This window comes from Mycobacterium montefiorense (assembly GCF_003112775.1).
GTDB classification, from domain to species: Bacteria; Actinomycetota; Actinomycetes; order Mycobacteriales; family Mycobacteriaceae; genus Mycobacterium; species Mycobacterium montefiorense.
In genome coordinates this window covers 24,107-46,243 of record NZ_BFCH01000032.1, presented here as the reverse complement: position 1 = coordinate 46,243, position 22,137 = coordinate 24,107, and the positions used below count along the sequence as shown (strand labels likewise).

The window sequence follows — 22,137 nt, the reverse complement described above, 5'->3', positions numbered from 1 at the left end:
GGAAATGATCGAACTTCGGCCCGCCAACGCCTCACACACACGGCCCGCGCGGCAGCACCATCGGACTGTGACATGCGAAAACACCCCGGTGCTGACCACCGCACCAGCCACCCACGCCTCGACATCCGCAGCGCAGTTCACCTTGATCGGCGGACCCACGATGCTCATCAGTGTCGGCGGGTTGAACCTCCTGACAGATCCGACCTTCGACCCCCCCGGTGCTCATCCAGTCGCGGGGCGGCTGCTGAACAAAGTGACCGGGCCCGCCATCGCACTCGACGACCTCCCGCCCATCGACGCAGTACTGCTGTCGCATGAACAACATCCGGATAACCTCGACGACCTCGGTCGCGCCCTCTTGAATCGAGTGCCCGTCGTCTACACCACGGAGCAGAGCGCAACGAGACTGGGCGACAATGCAATCGGCATGACGCCGTGGCGAGGCGCGCACGTCACGAACGCCGTCGCAGACGCGTTGAAGATCACCGCGGTACCGGCCCACCACGGCCCCGAGGACACCGAACACCTCACCGGCCATGTCATCGGTTTCGTGCTCACCTCGGCCGGTCTTCCTACGATCTATGTCAGTGGGGACAACGCGTCGTTGAGGGTCGTTCGCGAGGTTGCCCACCATGCCGGACCCATCGACGTTGCGGTGGTGTTCGGCGGCCGCGCGCGTAGCCCCTTGATGGACGCGTACCTGACTCTCGACGGCAATGAGGTCTTCGAGGCATCCCGGATCCTGGGTGCACGCACGGCGATCCCGGCACATTTGGACGGGTGGGATCTGCTGACCCAGGGCGACGAGGCGGTGCGCCAAGCATTCGAGGCCGGCGCCCCAGAATCAGAACCCCGTCTGGTGCTCCTCGAGCCCGGCGAACAAGTATCGGTGGGTGGCGACGGGCAGGTCATTTCTGGATCGCGACGCCCGGCCCGGTGGGACACTTGAGTCCAGGTCGCCGCCGCGGAGGTAACTGATGAGCCGGGATCCGCTAGCAATAGCTGTGGTGATATTCGATCAAGCACCGATTTTCGAGACATCGGTGCCGATAAGTGTTTTCGGAATGGACCGTTCCGCCAGTGGAGCCCCGAAATTTCGTCTGCTCCCCGTCGCGGGTGAGCCGGGCCCGCTGACGACGACCGCAGGTTTGGTCCTCGACGCTCCCCACGGCCTGGAAGCGCTCGCCGAGGCAGCAGTCATCGTGCTGCCCAGTTGGCGTGACATCTGCGAAAAGCCGCCCGAGGAAACGCTTACCGCCATCAGAGCAGCCCATGCCGATGGCGCGATCATCGTAAGTTTCTGCCTGGGCGGATTCGTCTTGGCTGCGGCCGGGCTGCTGGACGACCGCAAGGCGGCGACACACTGGTTCTACGCACCTTCGTTGGCCGCGATGTACCCGCGGGTTTCGGTGGACCCCGACATCTTGTTCATCGATGACGGCGACATTGTCACCGGGGCCGGCACCGGAGCTGCATTGGACGCCTGCCTGCACCTGGTTACCCGGCTGTGGGGCGCGAAAGCGTCGGCAGCGATTGCCCGCCGGATGGCCATGCCGCCCCGCCGCCGTGGCGACCTCCCCCAATTCGCCGACGGTGCGTTGCCGGTCCCCAAACCCGAAGCCGAACTGGCCGACGTAATGGCGTATGCGGTCGAACACATCGCCGAGCCGGTAGATGTCGATGATCTGGCTCGCAGGGCAATGATGAGCCGACGTACGTTCGACCGCCGATTCCGGGGAGTGGCGGGAGTTTCCGCGCTGCGATGGCTGCTGTATCAGCGGGTGCTGCTGTCGCAGCGACTACTCGAAGAGAGCGAGCTGTCCATCGATGACATCGCGCGGCGGGCCGGGTTCCGCAACGGCATCACGTTGCGTCGCCATTTCCGCCGCCAGGTCGGCATCAATCCGCTGCGGTATCGGATGAAATTCCGGCCGCGAGCTCAGACCACCTCCGAAGCTACTGAAGCACAACATGTTTGACCGAGGATAGCGAGCGCTACGCCCGAAGAGTAGCTACTGCGCGATCAACCGCATCACAGTCGGCGGCCGCTGTATCCGTAAGGCGGGCAGGCACTTATGAACGCCATGTCTACCAACGCGAATCCCGCCTTACCGCTTGACGCCGAAGCTCGTCATAAGGCGTCAACAAGGCGTTAAATCATGTTCGGAAACGAGGTTGCAGGTGGATGACCAACGCCAGGAGTGAGGCTCGGCGCGCCGGCGCCGGAACTTTCGGGATCAACCGGTGACTCGCGCCGAATCGCGGAAGCCATGGAGCGCAATGTGGGCCATGATGGTCGGCCGCTTCATGATCATGGCGGACATCACCATTGTCGTTGTCGCCAACCCGACCATCATGGCCAAACTCCATACCGACTACGCCATGGTGATGTGGGTGACCAGCGCCTATCTGCTGGCGTATGTGGTGCCGTTGCTGGTGGCCGGCCGCCTGGGTGATCGAGTGGGCGCCAAGAACATCTATCTGATCGGCCTCTCGGTCTTTACCGCGGCCTCGTTGTGGTGCGGCTTGTCGCGCACCGTCGACATGCTGATTGCCGCGCGCGTGGTGCAGGGCATCGGTGCGGCGCTGATCACCCCGCAGACGTTGTCGACGATCACCCAGATCTTTCCCCCCGAACGCCGCGGTGTCGCGCTCGGTGTCCGCAGCGCCGTCGGTGGGGTCGCCGCGCTGGTCGGGCCGCTGGTGGGCGGTGTGCTGGTCGACGCGCTGGACTGGCGGTGGATTTTTTTCGTCAATGTCCCCATCGGCATCGTCGGGCTCGCGCTCGGGATTCGATTGATCCCGGTGCTGCCCACCAATCCCGAACGGTTTGATCTGGTCGGCGTGGGATTGTCCGGGGCGGGCTTGTTCCTGATCGTCTTCGCTTTGCAGCATGGTGAGCGCGTCGGTTGGGTGCCGTGGATTTGGGCGATGATCGCCGCCGGTATCGCGGTGATGGTTCTGCTCGTGTACTGGGAGTCAGTCAACACCCGCGGGGCGCTGATTCCGATGGAGATCTTCCGTGACCGCGACTTTGCCCTGTGCAACCTCGCGGGCGTGGTTGTCTGCTTCATCGGGCTTGCCCTGGTACTACCGGTGATCTTCTTCGCGCAGAAGGCGTGCGGGCTGTCGGCGCTGCGCTCGGCCCTGGTCCTGATGCCGGTGTCGATCGTCAGTGCCCTGCTCGCGCCGGTTGCCGGCAAGATCATTGACAGGTCTGCGCCGCGGCGAGTACTCGGTTTTGGCTTCTCGGTGCTGGCGATCGCGCTGACCTGGCTTTCGATGGAGATGTCCCCGGCAACGCCGATCTGGCGGCTGGTGGCACCGATCATCGCCGTCGGGGTCGGAATGGCTTTCGTCTGGTCACCGCTGACCACGACCGCGACGCGGAATCTGCCGGCCCAGGTGGCCGGCGTGGGCTCGGGTGTGTTCACCGCGACCCAGCAACTCGGCACCGCGCTCGGCAGCGCCGGCATGGCCGCGTTCATGACGTCGCGGCTCACCGACGTGATGCCGGCCCACACCCGGGTAAACCCCCCCACCGGGCCGGGCAGTCCACTCAGGGCCGCCGTACAACTTCCTGACTCGCTGCGCGAGCCGTTCTCGGCGGCGATGTCGCAGTCGATGCTGCTGCCCGCGTTTGTCGCCTTGCTCGGCCTGGTCGCCGCACTGTTCATGGTCGGCGCCCACCCAGCGGCGATTTCCGGCGAACCGATGAAAGCCGGCGCAAACGACTGACTTTCCGCACTCAGCAACGTGGCACGGCCGTCGGAAACTCACCCGTATCGACATCGCAGCCCGCCTCGGACGCGGGCGGGTCCGGTTATCGAGTAATGCGAAATTTTTGCCTCTGACCTTATTAAACAGGCGTACGATACCGCGATGGTCAGTGTCATGGACGCTCCGCGCATCGTCTACGAGAATGACCGAGACCCCGACGAAGTCCACGAGGTGCTGGCAAAGGCGCTACGCCAGGGGCCGATCGGGATCGGTCCCTACGGACTGCCCGAGGTACTCAGCTACGACATGGTGCGTACCGTACTGCGAGATTCCCGGTTCACCATCCCGACGGGGATCGGGCTTGTGGTACAGGGCATCACGTCCGGCCCCATCTGGGATCGATACACCAAGTGGTTGCTGTGCATCGACGGCGCCGAGCACCACCGGTTGCGCCGGATCGTGGCAAGCGCATTCACCCCACGCGGCGCCGAGCGGATGCGCGCCGCGTGCGGCGACGTCATCGCCGAGCTGTTAGACCCGCACCTTGCCAATGGCAGCTGTGACTTCGTCGCCGAGATCACCACGCCCTACCCGGTCGCGATCATCTGCTCGCTACTCGGCGCGCCTCGAGACGACTGGCAACTCTTCTCCGGGTGGGCTGGGGATCTCGCACGGGTCCTGGGCCTCAACGTCGTCGAGCACGAGGCCGCCATTCTGCAATCGTGGGAGCGTCTCGAGGCCTACGTCGAGGAGCTGATCGCCGCGCGACGGCGGTCGCTGACCGATGACCTGATCTCAGACCTGATCCGCGCCGAGGACGACGGCGACCGATTGACTCATGCCGAGGTAGTCAGCCTCGCCGTGATTCTGCTCGTCGCGGGTACCGACACGGCCCGCAATCAGCTGGCCGCCTCCGTGCAGGCGCTGGCCGATCACCCCGACCAGTGGGAGCTGTTGGCCAGCCGTCCCAAACTGGCGCCGCGAGCGGTCGAAGAACTGATGCGGCACTCACCGGTCAACTTCAGGGTGTTGCGACAGGCCGTGGTCGACCTTGAACTCGATGATGTGGATGTACCGGCCGGCTCGTTGGTCATTGCGAATACCGCTGCGGCCAATCGCGATCCGGCTGTCTACGACGATCCCGCTCGGCTCGACCTCACCCGGGAGGAGGCGCCGGCGATGCTGACCTTCGGAGGCGGTGCACACTACTGCCTCGGTGGCCACCTCGCGCGCATGGAGCTGGCCGAGGCGCTGCGGGTGATCACGGGCAAGGTCACGAATCCACGTCGCAGCGGTCCTGCGCCGTGGAAGCCCATCACCGAACTAGCCGGTCCGACAACACTTCCCATCGAATTCGATGCCGTGCATTGACGCGTCGAGGTTCGCCGATCAGCCAATACGGTCGGAGCGGGTGTAGACGTTCATCGAATCCTCCCGCAGGAACGCCACCAGCGTGAGCCCGGACTCCTCGGCCAGCGACACCGCCAGTGACGACGGCGCCGACACCGCGGCCAGCACTGGAATCCCGGCGAGCACGGCCTTCTGGGTGATCTCAAATGACGCCCGCCCGCTGACCAGCAGCACCGAACCGGTCAGCGGTATCCGCTCGTGTTCAAGCGCCCAGCCGATGACTTTGTCGACGGCATTGTGCCTGCCGATGTCCTCGCGAACCACCAGCATCGCGCCGTCGGTATCGAACAGCGCGGCGGCATGCAGCCCACCGGTACTGTCGAAAACCTTTTGCGCACTGCGCAGTTGACCGGGTGTCGCCTTGAGCGTGGCGGCGGCGACGGTGACCGGGTCATCCCCCGGCGGAAAACGGCTGATCACCCGGACCGCGTCCAGCGATGCCTTGCCGCAGACCCCGCACGAGGAGGTGGTGTAGAAGTTGCGAGTCACGTTGAGATCGGGCGGATTCACGCCGGAGGCCAGCGTCACATCCAGCACGTTGTACGTGTTGGCGCCGTTCTCGCCGCGACCGCCACAATAGCGGATGGTAAGCACGTCTTCGCGCCGCGCGATCACACCTTCGGTGAGCAGGAAGCCTTGCGCGAGTTCGAAATCCGAACCGGGGGCCCGCATGGTCACAGTGACCGGTGTGCCGTTGACGCGGATCTCCAGTGGCTCCTCAACGGCCAGGGTTTCGGGCCGGGTAATCGCCTGACCTGCGGCGAGGTGGGTTGCGCGCCGGCGCGCGGTTACGTTTCCCACTGGTTCATTACTCCGGACGGGCGCTGAAACCTCACTAAGCCAAACTACATTGGCTCGCGCCTGGTCGCCCGGCCGCCAAATGTGGGGCCAATTTCGACGCCGCTCGGGGGCGATTGCTTTACTGTCGACGGTGGTTTATCGGTTACCGGTGGATGAGTATGGGGCGACAGGGGTAAAACTTGCGTTGTTGGCCGACGAATTGCGGCGCGCCGAACGCGGGTGACGCCACTGGCGGAAATGAGGCACAACATGGCAGATGAAGCAAAAGGCGACGAGTCGATACCGGGCGGAGAGAAAGCCGATCCGGCGACGGTTTTTGCGGCCCTCGCCGAGATCATTTATCAAGGCTCGGACGCCACTCAGATGTATGCAGCCATCTGCGTCGCCGCGACCCTGGCCATCCGCGGCTGCGACCACGCCAGCCTGCTGGTGCTCGACAACGACCGTTACGTCACCGTCGGCGCAAGCGACGCGCTTGCGAAGAGAATCGATCAGATGGAGCTGGAAGCCGGCGACGGCCCGTGTTTGGACGCGATAGAGGAGGAGACTCCGCAGATCGACACGGATCTGACGACGCCGTCGCATTGGCCCAAGCTCGCGGCCCGGCTTCTGGAGGAGACGCCGGTACGCGGCGCCATGGGATTTCGGCTGCTGGTCAACAAGCGCAAGGGCGCCGCGCTCAACCTGTTCAGTGACACCCCCAACATGTTCGACGACGAATCGGCCGGACGGGCGGCGGTGCTGGCATCGTTCGCCAGCGTGGCGATCAACGCGGTAGCAAAGGGCGACGATGCCGCCAGCCTGCGACGGGGACTGCTCAGCAACCGCGAGATCGGCAAGGCCGTCGGCATGCTGATGCTGCTGCACGAGCTGAACGAGGACGAGGCGTTCGAACTGCTGCGCCGGCACTCGCAGGCCCTGAACATCAAGCTGGCCGACGTCGCACGCGAGGTCATCGACCGGCGCGGCGGCCTGCCGCCCAACGGTGAGCAAGAGCCTGCGCCCGGCGATTAGCTATTCGGGTAGCCGCAGCTCGGGCTTCTCGACCTCTTCGATGTTGACGTCCTTGAACGTCACCACCCGCACCTGCTTGACGAACCGGGCCGGCCGGTACATGTCCCAGACCCACGCGTCGGAGAGCCGCAGCTCGAAGTAGACCTCGCCGTCGGCGTTGCGCGGCACCATCTCGACGCTGTTGGCCAGGTAGAAGCGCCGTTCGGTTTCCACCACGTAGCTAAACTGGCCGACGATGTCCTTGTATTCGCGGTAGAGCGAGAGCTCCATCTCGGTTTCATACTTTTCGAGATCTTCGGCACTCATCTGCTCAGACGTCCTTTTCCCTGCCAGTTTCTCCGACTTCCCGCACGGGCCGCTGACCCACAGCGTGCTCGCCGGGCGAGAAGGCTGCTTCCATCTTTCCTCACCGGCGTCCGCCCCGCTCGTCCGGAGGGTCCGGTTTGCATTCAGCCACCACCCGCGTCCGGGAGCCGTTCCCGGACGGGGAGGCCACGCGCCGCACGTTGATGAATGAATATCGGTGCTCAGCACACGGCCCGAGCTGGGTCAGCGCCGTGCTGTGCGCGGCTGTGCTGTAGCCCTTGTGGTCGGCGAAGCCGTAGCCGGGGTGGTCGGCGTCCATCGCGACCATCAGCCGGTCCCGGCTGACCTTCGCCAGCACGCTGGCCGCTGCGATGCAGGCGGCGGCCGCGTCCCCACCGACCACCGGCAACGATGGCATCGGCAGGCCGGGCACCCGAAACCCATCACTGAGCACGTACCCCGGGCGCACCGGCAGACCGGCCACCGCACGCCGCATGCCTTCGATGTTGGCGACGTGCACGCCGCGCCGGTCGACTTCGACGGACGGGATGAACACCACGTGATAGGCCACCGCGTAGCGGCAGATCAACGGAAACAGCTTCTCCCGTATCTTCTCGGTGAGCTTCTTCGAATCATCAAGAGCAGCAAGGCTTTCCAGACGGTTAGGGCTCAGCACGCAGGCCGCTACCACCAGCGGGCCCGCGCAGGCACCGCGGCCCACCTCGTCCACGCCGGCCACCGGTCCCAGGCCGCTGCGATGCAGCGCGGACTCCAGGGTGCGCAGCCCTGACGATTTGCGGATCACCGTCCGCGGCGGCCACGTCGTGGCCATTGCTACCGACCTTGCTGTGGGTTCACCGAACCCACTGGGCCCCATCGTGTCGGCGGCCAGACGATGAACCTGGCCTTACCGATGACGTTGTCCACCGGCACGGTCCCCGACATCGGATCACCGGTGCACAGAATGCCTTTGAGTGCATCGGCCGGGGTGCTGGTGCAGTGGGCGCGCGAATCCGCCGAATGCGTGCGGTTGTCACCCATCACCCACAGCCGTCCGTTCGGGACGGTGACCGGCCCGAACTCGCTGCCCAGGCACGGGTACACCGACGGGTCGGCCATCATGGTGCTGGGGTTCAGGTAGGGCTCCTTGAGGGGCTTGCCGTTGACCGTCAACCCGGTGTCGGCCCGGCACTGCACCGTCTGCCCGCCCGTCGCGATGACCCGCTTCACCAGATCGTTCTCGTCCGGAGGCACGAAACCGATGAACGACAGCGCAATCTGGACCCAGCGCAGCGCGGTGTTGGAAGACCGGATCGACTTGTAGCCGACGTTCCAGGACGGCGGTCCCTTGAAGACGATGACGTCGCCGGGATGCGGCGATCCGAAGCGGAAACTGAGCTTGTCGACCATGATCCGGTCGCCCACACAACCCGCACATCCGTGCAGCGTGGGCTCCATCGACTCCGACGGAATCAGATACGGACGCGCCACGAACGTCAACATGACGTAGTAGAGGACGATCGCGGTAACCGCCAGGATCGCCAGCTCACGCAGCGCGGACTTCTTCTTGGGTTCCGGCTCGTCCGCGTCGGACTGCTCGTCCGATTCGGGCACGTCGGTGGCCTCGGCCGTTTTGTCTGAGGGATCATCAGCGGCGCGGGTGGAGACCTTCGGCTCCGACTGACCAGGCTCGGACTGGGGCACGGGTGAGTCCGTGGAATCCGTCACGAGATCAGAGTAGCCAGCGCGATTTGGGTGTTTGTAAAGCGTCGTGGCGTGCCGCAGCGACCGCCGTGACGCACCCGGTCAGCGCTTTTCCTTGATCTTGGCTTTCTTGCCGCGCAGTTCGCGCAGGTAGTAGAGCTTGGCGCGGCGGACATCGCCACGGGTCACCAGCTCGATGTGGTCGATGTTCGGCGAGTGCACCGGGAAGGTCCGCTCGACGCCAACGCCGTAGCTCTCCTTGCGCACGGTGAAGGTCTCGCGGATGCCGCCGCCCTGCCGGCGGATCACCACACCCTTGAACACCTGGACGCGCTCCTTGGCGCCCTCGATGACCTTGACGTGCACGTTGATGGTGTCGCCCGGGCTGAAGGCCGGGATGTCGTCGCGCAGCGACGCCTGGTCGACGAAGTCCAGCCTGTTCATCGCAGAGACACTTCCTTGAGGTCGCGGCGTGCGGCAACTGCCCGCACGCAGGGGTGGTCGTTAAGCCGATTCGGGCTTTGGGTCGTATCTCGCAGCGAGCGAAAAGCGGCCCGGCCGGCCGGCGGTCGCTGGAGACAACTGGTCAATTGTGCCAGACACCCCGCATGCATTGAAAATCACAGGTAAACCCTGCGGTTCATGGGGCCCCGAAGGCGCTGGTGAATGGTACATATGACTGGGGTCAAAACACGCTAGTCGCTACCCGAACTCGAAGACGCCCGGGCAGATTGCGAAACGACCGCCCACAGCAGCATTACGTCGGAGAACTTGGGAGAAGAAAACGATGCGTGTACGCCCGCTCACCGCGCTCGCCGCCATCGCGGCGGTGACGCTGGTGTTGGCCGGGTGCGACGAGGCAAGGCTCGGGGCATCACCAGAGGCAAGGACCCCGACGAAGGGGTCCAGCAGGTCCACCCCCGGCGCGGCCGATCATCAGCAGCAACTCGTTCAGTTGCTGCTGGACATCAGCGACGTGCCAGCGGCCCCGATCGCCGGATTCGGCGGGCTGCAGGCCCGCATGCAGCAGGCGACCGAGCAGGCGGCGGCCAGTGGGGCCACGCTCTCGGTGGGCATCCTCGACCGCAAGACGCATGAGCTGATCTCCAACGGCAACACCCAGATCATCGGCACCGCGTCGGTGGCAAAGCTGTTCATCGCCGACGACCTGCTACTGCAGGAAGCCCAGGGCAAGACCAGGCTGTCCCCCGACGACCGTCAGGCGTTGGACGTCATGTTGAAGTCGTCCGACGACGGCGCCGCCGAGAGGTTCTGGGATCAGGACGGCGGCGACAACATCATCAGCCAGGTGGCGGGACGCTACGGGCTGTCGTCGACCACCCCGCCGTCGGACGGGCGCTGGTGGAACACGATGAGCTCGCTGACCGACCTGATCAACTACTACGACAAGCTGCTCGACGGGGGCGGCGGGCTGCCCGCGGAGCGGGCCAAGATCATCGTCAACGATCTGGCGCAATCCACCCCGAACGGGGTCGACGGATACCCGCAGCGGTTCGGCATCCCCGACGGTCTGTTCGCGGAGCCGGTGGCGGTCAAGCAGGGCTGGATGTGCTGCATCGGCACCGAATGGATGCATCTGTCGACCGGCGTGGTGGGCGCGGACCGACGCTACATCGTGGTCGTCGAGTCGCTGCAGTCTTCCGACGACGCCACGGCGCGCGACACGATCACCCAGGCCGTCAAGACGATGTTCCCCGGCGGCCGCATAGGTCCCACGCCTTTCTAAGGCGAATCGTCCGGATCCAGATCGGGGCGGCGCTCGCGAGTGCGCTGCAGCGAAACTTCCCGGCGCCAGGCCGCGATACGCGCGTGGTCGCCGGACAGCAGCACCTCGGGGACGTCCAGGCCCCGCCAGCTCGACGGCCGGGTATAGCTGGGCCCCTCCAGCAGACCCCCGTGGGCCGGCGAGTGCGAATCCTCGCGGTGCGACGCGGGATTACCCAGAACGCCGGTCAGCAGCCGCAGCACGGCCTCGATCATCACGACGGCCGCCGACTCGCCTCCCGGCAGCACGTAGTCACCGATTGAGACTTCTTCGACCCGGATGCGCCGGGCCGCGTCCTCGACGACGCGCTGATCGATGCCCTCGTAGCGCCCGCAAGCGAACACCAGGTGCCTCGCGGCGCTCCAGCGCTGGGCGGTGGCTTGATTGAACAGCGCGCCCGCCGGGGTCGGAACGACCAATAGTGTTTCTTCAGAACAGATTTCATCCAGTGCTTCGCCCCACACCGGCGCCCGCATCACCATCCCCGGCCCACCGCCGTAGGGTGCGTCGTCCACCGAGTGATGTACGTCGTGGGTCCACCCCCGCAGGTCGTGTACCCGCAGGTCGACCAGGCCCGACGCAATTGCCTTGCCCGGCAACGATTGCCGCAGCGGGTCCAGGAAGTCCGGGAAAATTGTCACGATGTCGATCTTCATGTCGATGCGCGCACCCGCTACTCCAAATCCAGCAGGCCCTCGGGCGGGTCAACTTCGACCACTCCGTCGTCCAGCGACACCGACGTGACGATCGCATTCACGAACGGCAGCAAGACTTCCAGACTTTCGTCGCCGTCGGTTCGGTGCACCGCCAACAACTCCCCCGCCGCGGTGTGCAGCACCTCGGCGACGACCCCGACATCTTGACCCGCCGTGGTCCGCACGTGCAGGCCCTCGAGCTGGTGGTCGTAGTAGGTGTCCGCCTCGTCTATCGGCGGCAGGTCATCGGAATCGACCACGAACAGGCTGCCGCGCAATGCGTCGGCGCCGTCGCGGTCGTTCACTCCGGCCAATCGCACCAGCAGCCGCCCGCCGTGTTCGCGCGCGTCGTCCACGACGTAGCTGCGTTCTTCGCCGCGGCCGCGGGATGGCTTGGCGCGCAACGTGCTACCCGACGCAAAGCGATCAGCGGGGTCGTCGGTGTGAACTTGCACGACCACCTCGCCGGTGATGCCGTGCGCTTTCACGACGCGCCCGACGAGCAGCTCCATGAGCGCGCCCCGCTACTGGTCGGTGTCCACCACGTCGACGCGGATGCCGCGGCCACCGATACCGGCGACCAGCGTGCGCAACGCCGTTGCGGTACGTCCCCCGCGGCCGATCACCTTGCCCAGATCGTCGGGATGGACATGAACCTCGACAGTGCGTCCACGGCGGCTGGTCACCAGGTCCACCCGGACATCGTCAGGGTTGTCCACGATTCCGCGGACCAGATGCTCGACAGCGTCGACGACGACCGTACTCATCGCGTCAGTCAGCTTTCGGTGGTCGGTTCGGGCTGCGCGCCGCCCTCGGCGGGCGCGTCGGCGGCCTCGGCAGCCGGGGCCGCAGCCTCGGCCGGTGCGGCCTCGGGTGTGGCTTCAGCGCTGGGCTCGTCGGCCTTCGCGGCCTTCTTGGCCGGGGCCTTCTTCTTCGGCTTGGTGGCCTCGGTGGTCGGTCCGCCATCGGCCTCGGCCAGTGCGGCGTTGAACAGCTCCAGCTTGCTGGGCTTGGGCGTCGCAACCTGCAGGCTGCCCTCCGTGCCCGGCAGGCCCTTGAACTTCTGCCAGTCGCCGGTGATCTTCAGCAGCTTGAGGACGGGCTCGGTCGGCTGCGCACCGACGGAAAGCCAGTACTGGGCCCGCTCCGAGTTGATCTCGATCAGGCTGGGGTCTTCCTTCGGGTGGTACCGGCCGATCACCTCGATCGAGCGGCCGTCGCGGCGGTTGCGCGCGTCGGCTATCGAGATGCGGTACTGGGGATTGCGGATCTTGCCAAGCCGGGTGAGCTTGATCTTCACAGCCATGATTAAGCGATTTCTCCTGGGTGTGACGCTGCAATTCAGCGATCGGGGCGGGATGCCCGGGTCCGGTTTTGCCTCGCGTGTATGACCGCCGAACAAGCACCCCCGCAAAAGGGGCGGGTCGCGCGGCGGACAGCCGCCTATTGTGCCAGAACGAGGGGCTTCGGCAGAAATTCGCCCAGCCGCAACGCCCGGGTCACATTATTTTCTGGAAGACCTTCGTCTCGACCCGGCGCATCATCCGCCAACCGTCCGGGGTGCGGACGAACTCGTCGTCGTACCAGAGCCCGCAGAACATCACCTGGTCTCCCGGTTTGCCCGAGCCATCGGGGAAGACCATCGGGTTGAAGCAGATCACCCGTGAGGTGGCCTTATCCCCGTCGATCTGCACCGAGAAGTTCCCGAGCATGTGGGCATACACCGGAAAGCCCGGCAGCACCTCCGACAGCCATTTCTTGACCTCGGGAAAACGACCTTCGATGCCGCCCAGGGCGGTGTAGTCGATGTAGGCGTCTTCGGTGAAAACCTTGTCCAAATCGTCGAATCGCCGCTGGTCAATTGCGGTGGAATAGTCCACCATCAGCTGCTGGATCTCCAGACGATCGGAAATTTCAGCCAGGCTCAACATGCATTGATTGAACACCCGGGGTGTTCAAGCCGCTGAAGCGACTCGTCGCCGCCATCGAGCGTCAGTCAGTTGCCTTGTGTTTCGGCATGTTTCGCGCTCACCGCGGCCGGAGGGTTGCGGAAGCTGATCGCCAGCCGGTTGTAGGCGTTCATCAACCCGATTGCGATCGTGAGGTCGACCAGTTCCTTCTCGTCGAAGTGCGCCGATACCGCCGCGTAAGCACTGTCGGGCGCACCCGTGGCCGATATCAGGGTGACGGTTTCCGCCCACGCCAGCGCGGCGCGCTCGCGGCTGTCGAACAGCTCGCCGGCCTCCTGCCACACCGGAACCAGGGCGATCTTTTCGTTCGAAACCCCCAAATCACGCAATTCCCGCGAGTGCATGTCGATGCAGTACGCGCAGCCGTTGATCAGCGACACCCGCAGGTAGACGCTGGTCAGCAACACCGGCGGCAGACCGGACTGGCTCAAATAAAGGTGCACCCCGCCAAGTGACTTCACACCGCGCGGGGCCACCGCCTCGTAGTCGATTCGTTCACTCATAACTGCCTCCTCCCCTTCTCCCATACCACGCAAAGCCGCCGAGGAGAATAATCCCAGCTGTGAGAGCAGGAATCGCCTGCTTGGCAACGGTCTTGTTGGTGTGGCTCGGTGTGCCTGTAGCCGCCGCAGCTCCCGGGAGCTGCGCGCCCGGCAGCTCCTGCCAACGCTGGTGTCCGGGCGACCCGGATCCCGCGGGCCGGCCCATTCCCTGGGACGCGAACGTCTGCCACGACTTCTACTGGGATTACGCGGGCGTGCACGACACGGGCACCGGCGCGTTCTATTCCTGGTCGTCGATGCCGTTCAAGCAGCCGCCTCCGCCCGGGCCGGTACCCACCCAGACCTCATATCTGCCGCTCCCGACGCTTCCGTTCTGCCCCGTTTCGCCGTGGTGTCCGTGAGGTGACGGTCGGGCTTGGAAGTTAAACTTTGCGCCCATGCGCAAACTCATGGCCGCGGTCGCTGCTCTGGTCACGGTCGGGTCCTGCGCCGCCACCGCTGCCACGGCCTGGGCCGACGACATGCAGCCGGTTGGCTCGGTCCCGATCCCCGACGGCCCAGCTCAGACCTGGATCCTGGCTGATCTCGACAGCGGTCAGGTGTTGGCCGGCCGCGACCAGTACGTCGCCCACCCGCCCGCGAGCACTATCAAGGTACTGCTGGCGTTGGTGGTGCTGGACCAGGTGAACCTGGACTCCACCGTCGTCGCCGACGTCGCGGACACCCAGGTCGAGTGCAACTGCGTCGGCATCAAGCCCGGCCGCAGCTACACCGCGCGCCAGCTGCTCGACGGGCTGCTGCTGGTATCCGGCAACGATGCCGCCAACACCCTGGCGCACCTGATGGGCGGCGCCGACGCCACCGTGGCCAAGATGAACGCCATGGCCGCCTCCCTCGGGGCGACCGGCACCCACGCGGCCACCCCGTCCGGCTTGGACGGCCCCGGCGGCTCCGGGGCTTCGACCGCGCACGACCTGGCGGTCATCTTCCGGGCCGCGATGGCCAACCCGATGTTCGCCCACATCACTGCCGAGCCGTCGGCGATGTTCCCCGGCGATCACGGCGACGAACCGATCACCAACCAGGACGAACTGCTGGCTCGCTATCCCGGCGCCATCGGCGGCAAGACCGGGTTCACCAACGCGGCCCGCAAGACCTTCGTCGGTGCCGCTTCCCGCGGTGGACGCCGCTTAGTGGTCGCCATGATGTACGGAATGGTCAAGCCCGGCGGACCGACATATTGGGATCAGGCCGGCAGCTTGTTCGACTGGGGTTTCGCGCTCAACCCGCAATCCAGTATCGGCTCGCTGTAACCCGTTGCTAGGAGCCTTCATTCACCGACTAGACCGGTGATCAGCGCGGATAGCAACGCAATTCGCTGCTCCTCGATGTCGGGTTCCGGGAAAATCCCGCGCACGATCGCCGCGCCGTCGAAGACATTCGTCATCAACGCCACCAGCACCGGGAACGTGTCTTCTCCGACGGCGTCGGCGCCCGGCAGCGCCCGCGCCGCGTCGAGAATCTTCGCGGTGTACTGCCCCAGAACGTCGCGCAGATGGGCGTTCAGCTTCTCGTCGGTACGCGCGGCGATCATCAGTTCGTAGAGCACCGCGTTGGTGGAGCCTCCGGTGATGTCCCGCAGAATCGTCAGCGCCGCTTCCAGCGCAGGCCGGTCGGCCGGAATCTGGGCGACCTGCTTAGTGAACGACTCCACCTGTCGGCGCAGCACCTCCGACGCCGTCGCCGCCATGAAGTCGCTCATCGTCTCGAAGTGACGGAACAGCGCGCCGACCGACACCCCGGCCCGCTTGGTGATCACTGCCGCGGATGCCCGCGCGTACCCGACCTCGACGATGCTGGCGATGGCCGCCTCGAGGAGCCGGGCGACGGTCTCCTCACGGCGCTGCTGCTGAGTTCTGGCCATCTCGGACTCAGACCAGCGCAGCGCTGCGCCGCGCGGGCTGACCCGCCCGCAGGTAACGGCCGGACTGCACCGTCTCGCCGTAGCCGTCGCGGAACTGACCCGCGCGGAACACCACGGCGCCGTTGACGCCCGTTGCGACGACGGCGCCGTCGCTGCGATTGACCATCCGCCGCAAGCCGCCGTAGAAGGGCACTTCCTCCTCGTGGTAGGCCTCGACCTCGTCGTTCAGGCCGGCCGGGTCGATCACCACGAAGTCCGCCCGGTCGCCCTCGCGCAGGGTGCCGGCGTCGATGCCGAACCAGTCCGCCAGTTCGCCGGTCAAACGATGCACCGCCCGTTCGGTGGACATGAACGGCGCACCCGCCTGATAGGCGTCGCGAGTTCGCTTGAGCAGCTTGACCCCGAAGTTGTAGAAGGCCATATTGCGCAGGTGCGCACCGGCATCCGAGAAGCCCATGTGCACGCTGTCCTCGTTGGCGAGCGCGTTGAGCAGCTTGGGCCGGTGGTTGGCCACGATGGTGGTCCACCGCACGTTGCGTTCACCGTTTTCCACCAGCACATCGAGGAACGCGTCGAGCGGGTGCAGTCCGCGCTCATCGGCGATCGCGCCAAAGCTCTTGCCGATCAACGACTTATCGGGACATTCGACGATCACCGCGTCGTGGAAGTCGCGGTGCCACAACGACGGCCCGAGCTTGATACGGTCGAACTCCTTGCGGAACTTGCGACGGTAAGCCTCGTCGGCCAGTAACTCGTTGCGCTGCAACTGGTCACGGAGGTGCAGGGCTGCCGTGCCGGCGCCGAACTCCTCGAAGACCGGCAGATCGATTCCGTCGGAGTACAACTCGAACGGCACCGGCAGGTGCTGGAACCGCACGCTAGAGCCCAGGATCTTGTTCGCCAGCCGAGTTGCCGGCCCGAAGACGTAGACCGCGAGCGGCATCGACTTGGCGTCGGCGGACACCAGCAGGCTCATCCGAACACCCTTGCGCCTGTTGAATATCCGGCTGCTGGTCAAGAAGAACATAAGTGCGGACGCCGCATTTTTGACGTCGGGCGCGCTCTGCAGGATCCGGCCGCGCTTGCGCAGCACCTTGATCAGCTTGCGCCGTTCCCGCCAGGTCGCGAAGGTGGACGGCAACGCCCGCGAGCGGAAGCGGTCGCCGTCCAACTTGTCGATCGCCGCGTCCATGCCCGACATGCCGAGCATCCCCGCCTCGAGCGCCTCGTCGAGCAAGGTCGCCATTTTCTCCAGCTCGGCGTCCGTGGGCTTGACGGTGGCGTCGGTGGCCCGGTCCAGTCCGAGTACCGTGCTGCGCAGGTCCGAATGGCCAAGCAGCGAACTGATATTCGGGCCGAGCGGCAGCGCGTCAATGGCCGCGATGTACTCGGCTGCGGTGGTCCAGGTTCGGTTGGTTTCCAGCGCGCCCAGCACGTATTTGCGGGGCACCGCCTCGACCCGGCTGAACAGGTCGGCGGCGTCCTCGGAGTCTGCGTAGACCGTCGACAGCGAGCACATGCCCAGCAGCACCGTGGTGACGCCGTGCCGCACCGACTCGCGCAGGCCCGGGTCAAGCAGCACTTCGGCGTCGTAGTGGGTGTGCACGTCGAGGAAGCCGGGCATGATCCACTTGCCCGCCGCATCGATCACCTCGGGGCAGCCCGTCTCGTCCAGCGGCTGGGCCGCCACCGTGGCCACCACTCCGTCGCGGATACCCAGCGTGCGGGTATGCGGCGCGCTGCCGGTTCCGTCAAACCACAATCCGTTGCGGATGATCACGTCGTACGTCACTGTCGCCTCCAGGCTGATCGGTTGCAGCGAACCTATCATAGATAGTGAGCACTCGCAATCTTTTTCTGTGACAGACAAGCCTGCAGGTCACGTTGCTAAGCGGGTTAGCGACCCGGCTTGGATGGCGCCGCGGGTGACTTCGAGTCGCTGGGGGTCGGGGATGCGGCGGTCTGGGCGCCGGCGATCTCGGGGACGGTGACCGGGTCCGGCACGTACACACCGGGCGGGGTGTCGGCGGCTCGGCTCAGCTTTGCCGGGACCCGGACAACCGACGCCCGCTGGCCACATTCGTCGGTTTGCACGACCAGCTCCATCTCGCCGACGAGATCGCCCGTCACGTTGGGCCGCAGCACCAACGTCTGCACCGTGGTCTGCGACTTGGCGATGCCGCTGGGTCCCACACACGGAAACGGCACCGTTTCCGGACGCGACTGCCATTGACCATCGTCGAATCGGAACACGACGGGACGGCCGCCGGTCAGGGCCGGCTGGGTGTGATCCTTGTCGTCGAGCAGTATCGCGGCGGCCGAGCAGTACGACGGCGTGCACGACGAGCGGAATGCCCACCAGGTGGTCACGTCCGGGGGCTGCGGGCTCGGCGTGTAGTCGAAAGTCTGCTTGGACCGCTCGACCTCGAGGCGATAAGTGCCGTCCAGCGCCGCGGGCGGACCCGACGTTGCGCTCGGCGGTGGGAGTGCGGCGGCCGGGGCGGGCGCACTCGACGGGACACTCGCCGCCCGCGCGGCGGTCGACTCCATCTTTCGTCCGGTGATGATGCCGAAGGCGAACAGCCCGATCAGCACCGCGATCGCTACCGCACCGATCACGATCTTGCGGGGCCTGCGCTTCGCCGGGCCACCCTAAGGCCGGGTAATCGAGCACAAGGACAGCCTCGGGACCACGACCTGCCGTCTCGACCGCGGCCAGTTCGCCCGCGGCGTCGGCGAACTCTCGACAGCTCGCGAACCGGTCGATGGGTCGTTTGGCGAGCGCCCGCGAGAACACCCGATCCAGCTGCGCCAATTCCGGACGCTGGTCGCTGATTTTGCGCGGAGCACCGGTGAGCAACTCGCGCAGCGCCGCGGCCGGGTTGAGGTACTCGATCGGCGGTGCGCCCGTCAGCAGGTGAAATGCCGTGGCCGCCAACGCATACTGATCGGCGCGCCGATCGACGTCCACCCCCATCAGCTGCTCGGGCGCGGCGTAGCCCACAGTGCCGATCGGGATGTGGGAGCCGACCACGCCCGAGTGCTCGCCGAGTGGCCGGGCTACCCCGAAGTCCGACAACAGAATCCGTTGTTCGCCGTCGGCCGGGCTGGTCAGCAGAATATTGGCCGGTTTGACGTCGCGATGCAGCAGTCCGCGCGCATGCGCGTAATCGAGCGCGTCGGCCATCGCGGTGGCCAAGACTTCACCGATGGCCCACACCGCCGGGAATCGGTCCTTGCACAGCTGCGCGGCGTTGCTGCCCTCCACGTAGTCCATCGCGATCCACAGCTGCCCATCGACGTCGCCGCGGTCGTGCACTTCCACGATGTTCGGGTGATGCAGACCCGACACGGTCGGCGTCTCGGCCAGAAAATCCCGGCGGAACGCACGGTCCGAGGACAGCGTCAGCGAAAGAACCTTCAGCGCCTGCCAGCGCGCGGAACGAGGATCCTTGACAAGGTAGACATCTCCAGTCACCCCGGATCCGAGCCTTCGAGCGACGGTATAACCGGCAATAACCGCGCCGCTGGCCAACGCCATCGGGTCATTCTATCCGCTGCCGCGACGCCACGCCGATCAGGCGCCCGGCCGGCGTTACGACCGAAACGTGTTGCCGCGCAAGATCACCAGGTCGGGTTGGCTTAGCACATCGGGACCCTGCCGCGGGTCCTGTGAGTAGCACAACAGATCAGCTGACGCGCCGTGGTCCAGGCTGGGCCTGCCCAGCCAGGCCCGCGCATCCCAGCACGCCGCCCCCAGCGCATCGGTGCGGCTCATCCCAACTCCCTTGAGCGCCTCGACCTCGTCGACGATCCGGCCGTGCGCGATCATCGTGCCGGCATCGCTTCCGGCATAGATCGGCACACCCGCGTCCACGGCCGCCGCGATCCGCTCCGGGCAACGCGCATACAGTTCGCGCATGTGCGCGGCATAGACCGGGTAGCGCTTCGCAGCATCGGCGATACCCGGGAAGTTGTCGATGATGTTGATCAGGGTGGGGACCAACACGGTTCCGTGTTCGAGCATCAACGCAATGGTGTCGTCGGTGAGCCCGGTGCCGTGTTCGATGCAGTCGATGCCGGCCTTGATCAGCCCGGGCATCGCCTCGTCGCTGAAGACGTGCGCGGTGACGCGGGCACCGTGGGAGTGTGCGGCGTCGATCGCGGCCTTGAGCACGTCGTCGGACCACAGTGGGGCGAGGTCGCCGACGCTGCGGTCTATCCAGTCGCCGACCAATTTGATCCAGCCGTCGCCGCGCTGCGCTTCCTGCGCCACCGCGGCCGGCAGCTGGGATTCGTCTTCGAGCTCATTCGCGAAACCCGCCTGGTAGCGCTTGGGCCTGGCAATGTGCCTTCCGGCCCGGATGATGCGGGGAAGATCGTCGCGGTCATCCAGGCTGCGCGTGTCGGTCGGCGAGCCGCAGTCGCGCAACAGCAGTGCGCCGACATCACGCTCGGCCTGCGCCTGCACGATCGCGTCGTCGAGCGGGATCTCGCCGTGATGGCCAAGTCCGACGTGGCAGTGTGCGTCCACCAGCCCGGGCAGGATCCAGCCTTGAAAACCAGACGAGCCAAACACGGTGTCGGCCCCGGCAACCCGTTCGGTGCTGATGTGGCCGTCGACGATCCACAGTTCGATCGAGGTCTCGTCGGGTAACCCCCGACCTCGCACGTGCATGGGCACCGTGCGGCTACTTCTTGCCCGGGAACTTCAGCTTGGATAGATCGAAGTCCGCCAGGCCGGGCGGCAACTCGTTGAGGCCCTCGGGCATCTGCGACAGATCGGGGAACCCCGCGGGCATGCCCGGCATGCCGGCGCCGAGCGGGTTGCGCACCTTCGGCGGCGTCGGCCCGCGTGCCCCCTTCTTGCCCTTCTTACCTTTAGCGCCCTTGGCTTTTCGCGTCGCCGACTTGCGGCCCATGCCCGGGATGCCCATGCCGCCAAGCATCGACGACATCATCTTGCGGGCTTCGAAGAAGCGGTCGACCAGCTGGTTGACCTCGGACACCGTCACACCCGAACCGTTGGCGATACGCAACCGCCGCGAGGCGTTGATGATCTTGGGATCGGTGCGCTCCTGCGGCGTCATGCCCCGGATGATGGCCTGCAACCGGTCGAGTTGCCGGTCGTCGACCTCGGCCAGCGCGTCCTTCATCTGCCCGGCGCCGGGCAGCATGCCCAGCAGGTTGCCGATCGGCCCCATCTTGCGGATCGCCAGCATCTGCTCGAGGAAATCCTCCAGGGTCAGCTCGCCGGTGCCGATCTTGGCGGCGGCGGCCTCGGCCTGCTCGGCGTCGAAGACCTGCTCGGCCTGTTCGATCAGGCTGAGCACGTCACCCATGCCGAGGATGCGGCTGGCCATCCGGTCCGGGTGGAAGACGTCGAAGTCCTCCAGCTTCTCGCCGGTGGACGCGAAAAGGATTGGGACGCCGGTGACCTCGCGGACCGACAACGCGGCACCACCGCGGGCGTCGCCGTCAAGCTTGGTCAGCACCACGCCGGTGAAGCCGACGCCCTCGCGGAACGCCTCGGCGGTAGTGACCGCGTCCTGACCGATCATCGCGTCGAGCACGAAGATGACTTCGTCGGGATCGACGGCGTCGCGGATGGCGGCGGCCTGGCTCATCAGCTCGTCGTCGATACCCAGCCGGCCGGCGGTGTCGACGATGACGACGTCATGGTGCTTGGCGCGGGCCTCGGCGAGCCCGGCCGACGCGACGGCAACGGGGTCACCGGGGCCGGACTCCGGCGACTCTCCGGGATGCGGCGCGAAGACCGGCACCCCGGCCCGCTGGCCGACCACTTGCAGCTGGTTGACCGCGGCGGGACGCTGCAGGTCGCAGGCCACGAGCAGCGGCGTGTGGCCCTGGCCGCGCAGCCACGCGGCCAGCTTCCCGGCCAGCGTGGTCTTACCGGAACCCTGCAGGCCGGCGAGCATCACCACGGTCGGCGGCGTCTTCGCAAACGCCAACTGGCGGGTCTGGCCACCGAGGATGCCGATGAGTTCTTCGTTGACGATCTTGACGACCTGCTGCGCCGGGTTGAGCGCACCGGACACCTCTGCGCCCCGAGCGCGCTCCTTGATCCGGCCGACGAATGCGCGCACGACGGGCAGCGATACGTCGGCTTCCAGCAGCGCGAGGCGGATTTCGCGAGTGGTGGCATCGATGTCGGCGTCAGTCAGTCGACCTTTGCCGCGCAGCCCCTGTAGGGCACCGGTCAATCGGTCGGACAGCGATTCAAACACCCCGCCAGCCTAGTGGTGATCGCGAGCGCGGCGGAGCCGGGCGCGGCGGGCTGCCG

At 66.1% G+C, this 22,137-nt stretch carries 22 protein-coding genes and 3 pseudogenes; 8 read left to right on the top strand and 17 right to left on the bottom strand.

Annotated elements, in window-relative coordinates; genetic code table 11:
* The first annotated feature begins 67 nt into the window (after window positions 1–67).
* From DB708_RS23645 to DB708_RS23630, 4 genes and pseudogenes are all read left to right on the top strand, one after another.
* Complete coding sequence (locus tag DB708_RS23645) at window positions 68–949, top strand: MBL fold metallo-hydrolase (RefSeq protein ID WP_201263604.1); 882 nt, start codon at window positions 68–70, stop codon at window positions 947–949.
* Window positions 950–977: 28 nt separating this feature from the next.
* A complete protein-coding gene (locus DB708_RS23640; protein WP_108925909.1) occupies window positions 978–1,979 on the top strand; it encodes a GlxA family transcriptional regulator in 1,002 nt (333 codons plus the stop codon).
* Window positions 1,980–2,280: 301 nt separating this feature from the next.
* Window positions 2,281–3,735 (top strand): annotated as a pseudogene (locus DB708_RS23635) (MFS transporter); the annotation flags it as partial.
* Between the two features lie 147 nt (window positions 3,736–3,882).
* A complete protein-coding gene (locus DB708_RS23630) occupies window positions 3,883–5,091 on the top strand; it encodes a cytochrome P450 (protein ID WP_108925907.1) in 1,209 nt (402 codons plus the stop codon).
* Between the two features lie 18 nt (window positions 5,092–5,109).
* Here DB708_RS23630 and fdhD read toward each other — a convergent pair whose 3' ends face one another.
* Window positions 5,110–5,931, bottom strand: coding sequence for a formate dehydrogenase accessory sulfurtransferase FdhD (fdhD, locus tag DB708_RS23625; RefSeq protein WP_108925906.1), 822 nt, complete (start codon window positions 5,929–5,931; stop codon window positions 5,110–5,112).
* A 249-nt stretch (window positions 5,932–6,180) separates the two neighbouring features.
* Here fdhD and DB708_RS23620 point away from each other — a divergent pair, with 249 nt between their 5' ends.
* Window positions 6,181–6,945 carry a GAF and ANTAR domain-containing protein gene (locus tag DB708_RS23620; protein WP_108925922.1) on the top strand — a complete coding sequence of 255 codons (765 nt, stop codon included), beginning with the start codon at window positions 6,181–6,183 and terminating at the stop codon, window positions 6,943–6,945.
* Here the strand turns inward: DB708_RS23620 and DB708_RS23615 are convergent, their stop codons facing one another.
* From DB708_RS23615 to rplS, 4 genes and pseudogenes are all read right to left on the bottom strand, one after another.
* Window positions 6,946–7,251 (bottom strand): DUF2469 domain-containing protein, encoded by a 306-nt coding sequence (locus tag DB708_RS23615; protein WP_007171389.1) that lies wholly within the window; start codon window positions 7,249–7,251, stop codon window positions 6,946–6,948.
* A gap of 66 nt (window positions 7,252–7,317) precedes the next feature.
* A pseudogene (locus tag DB708_RS23610) lies at window positions 7,318–8,083 on the bottom strand (ribonuclease HII); the annotation flags it as partial.
* Between the two features lie 2 nt (window positions 8,084–8,085).
* Complete coding sequence (gene lepB / locus DB708_RS23605; protein ID WP_409347627.1) at window positions 8,086–8,865, bottom strand: signal peptidase I; 780 nt, start codon at window positions 8,863–8,865, stop codon at window positions 8,086–8,088.
* A 192-nt stretch (window positions 8,866–9,057) separates the two neighbouring features.
* Window positions 9,058–9,399, bottom strand: a complete 342-nt coding sequence (gene rplS, locus DB708_RS23600; RefSeq protein ID WP_108925903.1) for a 50S ribosomal protein L19 — start codon at window positions 9,397–9,399, stop codon at window positions 9,058–9,060.
* Window positions 9,400–9,742: 343 nt separating this feature from the next.
* Between rplS and DB708_RS23595 the strand changes: the two genes are divergently transcribed.
* On the top strand, window positions 9,743–10,702 hold the full coding sequence (locus DB708_RS23595) for a hypothetical protein (protein ID WP_108925902.1): 960 nt from the start codon (window positions 9,743–9,745) through the stop codon (window positions 10,700–10,702).
* On the opposite strand, the gene trmD is transcribed toward DB708_RS23595, so the two are convergent.
* The 6 genes from trmD to DB708_RS23565 form a co-directional block, all read right to left on the bottom strand.
* Window positions 10,699–11,397, bottom strand: a complete 699-nt coding sequence (gene trmD, locus DB708_RS23590) for a tRNA (guanosine(37)-N1)-methyltransferase TrmD (protein ID WP_108925901.1) — start codon at window positions 11,395–11,397, stop codon at window positions 10,699–10,701. The two genes, DB708_RS23595 and trmD, sit on opposite strands and share 4 nt — an antisense overlap.
* Before the next feature lie 17 nt (window positions 11,398–11,414).
* Window positions 11,415–11,948 carry a ribosome maturation factor RimM gene (rimM, locus tag DB708_RS23585; RefSeq protein ID WP_108925900.1) on the bottom strand — a complete coding sequence of 178 codons (534 nt, stop codon included), beginning with the start codon at window positions 11,946–11,948 and terminating at the stop codon, window positions 11,415–11,417.
* Window positions 11,949–11,960: 12 nt separating this feature from the next.
* Window positions 11,961–12,203, bottom strand: a complete 243-nt coding sequence (locus DB708_RS23580; protein WP_036354608.1) for an RNA-binding protein — start codon at window positions 12,201–12,203, stop codon at window positions 11,961–11,963.
* 8 nt (window positions 12,204–12,211) lie between these two features.
* Window positions 12,212–12,742 carry a 30S ribosomal protein S16 gene (gene rpsP / locus DB708_RS23575; RefSeq protein WP_108925899.1) on the bottom strand — a complete coding sequence of 177 codons (531 nt, stop codon included), beginning with the start codon at window positions 12,740–12,742 and terminating at the stop codon, window positions 12,212–12,214.
* Between the two features lie 193 nt (window positions 12,743–12,935).
* Window positions 12,936–13,367: a nuclear transport factor 2 family protein gene (locus DB708_RS23570; RefSeq protein WP_108925921.1), complete on the bottom strand. Its 432-nt coding sequence runs from the start codon at window positions 13,365–13,367 to the stop codon at window positions 12,936–12,938.
* A 65-nt stretch (window positions 13,368–13,432) separates the two neighbouring features.
* On the bottom strand, window positions 13,433–13,909 hold the full coding sequence (locus DB708_RS23565; RefSeq protein ID WP_108925898.1) for a carboxymuconolactone decarboxylase family protein: 477 nt from the start codon (window positions 13,907–13,909) through the stop codon (window positions 13,433–13,435).
* A 59-nt stretch (window positions 13,910–13,968) separates the two neighbouring features.
* Here DB708_RS23565 and DB708_RS27095 point away from each other — a divergent pair, with 59 nt between their 5' ends.
* Window positions 13,969–14,310, top strand: a complete 342-nt coding sequence (locus DB708_RS27095) for a hypothetical protein (RefSeq protein ID WP_133251048.1) — start codon at window positions 13,969–13,971, stop codon at window positions 14,308–14,310.
* Window positions 14,311–14,346: 36 nt separating this feature from the next.
* The gene (locus tag DB708_RS23560) at window positions 14,347–15,222 is read left to right on the top strand and encodes a D-alanyl-D-alanine carboxypeptidase family protein (RefSeq protein WP_108925897.1); all 876 of its coding nucleotides are present in this window, start codon (window positions 14,347–14,349) and stop codon (window positions 15,220–15,222) included.
* 17 nt (window positions 15,223–15,239) lie between these two features.
* On the opposite strand, the gene DB708_RS23555 is transcribed toward DB708_RS23560, so the two are convergent.
* The 6 genes and pseudogenes from DB708_RS23555 to ffh form a co-directional block, all read right to left on the bottom strand.
* The gene (locus DB708_RS23555) at window positions 15,240–15,833 is read right to left on the bottom strand and encodes a TetR/AcrR family transcriptional regulator (RefSeq protein ID WP_108925896.1); all 594 of its coding nucleotides are present in this window, start codon (window positions 15,831–15,833) and stop codon (window positions 15,240–15,242) included.
* A gap of 7 nt (window positions 15,834–15,840) precedes the next feature.
* A complete protein-coding gene (locus DB708_RS23550; RefSeq protein ID WP_108925895.1) occupies window positions 15,841–17,664 on the bottom strand; it encodes an N-acyl-D-amino-acid deacylase family protein in 1,824 nt (607 codons plus the stop codon).
* Window positions 17,665–17,729: 65 nt separating this feature from the next.
* Window positions 17,730–18,452: an Rv2253/PknI dimerization domain-containing protein gene (locus DB708_RS27835; RefSeq protein ID WP_235616920.1), complete on the bottom strand. Its 723-nt coding sequence runs from the start codon at window positions 18,450–18,452 to the stop codon at window positions 17,730–17,732.
* 199 nt (window positions 18,453–18,651) lie between these two features.
* Window positions 18,652–19,374 (bottom strand): annotated as a pseudogene (locus DB708_RS27830) (serine/threonine-protein kinase); the annotation flags it as partial.
* A 54-nt stretch (window positions 19,375–19,428) separates the two neighbouring features.
* Window positions 19,429–20,511 (bottom strand): metal-dependent hydrolase family protein, encoded by a 1,083-nt coding sequence (locus tag DB708_RS23540; protein ID WP_108925894.1) that lies wholly within the window; start codon window positions 20,509–20,511, stop codon window positions 19,429–19,431.
* 13 nt (window positions 20,512–20,524) lie between these two features.
* Window positions 20,525–22,081, bottom strand: a complete 1,557-nt coding sequence (gene ffh, locus DB708_RS23535) for a signal recognition particle protein (RefSeq protein ID WP_108925893.1) — start codon at window positions 22,079–22,081, stop codon at window positions 20,525–20,527.
* Window positions 22,082–22,137 lie beyond the last annotated feature (56 nt).

Excerpts from the sequence above, each read along its gene's own strand:
- DB708_RS23640 (WP_108925909.1), top strand. The coding sequence starts at position 978 with ATGAGCCGGGATCCGCTAGCAATAGCTGTGGTGATATTCGATCAAGCA.
- DB708_RS23630 (WP_108925907.1), top strand. The coding sequence starts at position 3,883 with ATGGTCAGTGTCATGGACGCTCCGCGCATCGTCTACGAGAATGACCGA.
- DB708_RS23620 (WP_108925922.1), top strand. The coding sequence starts at position 6,181 with ATGGCAGATGAAGCAAAAGGCGACGAGTCGATACCGGGCGGAGAGAAA.
- DB708_RS23615 (WP_007171389.1), bottom strand. The coding sequence starts at position 7,251 with ATGAGTGCCGAAGATCTCGAAAAGTATGAAACCGAGATGGAGCTCTCG.
- rplS (WP_108925903.1), bottom strand. The coding sequence starts at position 9,399 with ATGAACAGGCTGGACTTCGTCGACCAGGCGTCGCTGCGCGACGACATC.
- DB708_RS23595 (WP_108925902.1), top strand. The coding sequence starts at position 9,743 with ATGCGTGTACGCCCGCTCACCGCGCTCGCCGCCATCGCGGCGGTGACG.
- trmD (WP_108925901.1), bottom strand. The coding sequence starts at position 11,397 with ATGAAGATCGACATCGTGACAATTTTCCCGGACTTCCTGGACCCGCTG.
- rimM (WP_108925900.1), bottom strand. The coding sequence starts at position 11,948 with ATGGAGCTGCTCGTCGGGCGCGTCGTGAAAGCGCACGGCATCACCGGC.
- DB708_RS23580 (WP_036354608.1), bottom strand. The coding sequence starts at position 12,203 with ATGAGTACGGTCGTCGTCGACGCTGTCGAGCATCTGGTCCGCGGAATC.
- rpsP (WP_108925899.1), bottom strand. The coding sequence starts at position 12,742 with ATGGCTGTGAAGATCAAGCTCACCCGGCTTGGCAAGATCCGCAATCCC.
- DB708_RS23570 (WP_108925921.1), bottom strand. The coding sequence starts at position 13,367 with ATGTTGAGCCTGGCTGAAATTTCCGATCGTCTGGAGATCCAGCAGCTG.
- DB708_RS23565 (WP_108925898.1), bottom strand. The coding sequence starts at position 13,909 with ATGAGTGAACGAATCGACTACGAGGCGGTGGCCCCGCGCGGTGTGAAG.
- DB708_RS23560 (WP_108925897.1), top strand. The coding sequence starts at position 14,347 with ATGCGCAAACTCATGGCCGCGGTCGCTGCTCTGGTCACGGTCGGGTCC.
- DB708_RS23555 (WP_108925896.1), bottom strand. The coding sequence starts at position 15,833 with ATGGCCAGAACTCAGCAGCAGCGCCGTGAGGAGACCGTCGCCCGGCTC.
- DB708_RS23550 (WP_108925895.1), bottom strand. The coding sequence starts at position 17,664 with ATGATAGGTTCGCTGCAACCGATCAGCCTGGAGGCGACAGTGACGTAC.
- DB708_RS23540 (WP_108925894.1), bottom strand. The coding sequence starts at position 20,511 with ATGCACGTGCGAGGTCGGGGGTTACCCGACGAGACCTCGATCGAACTG.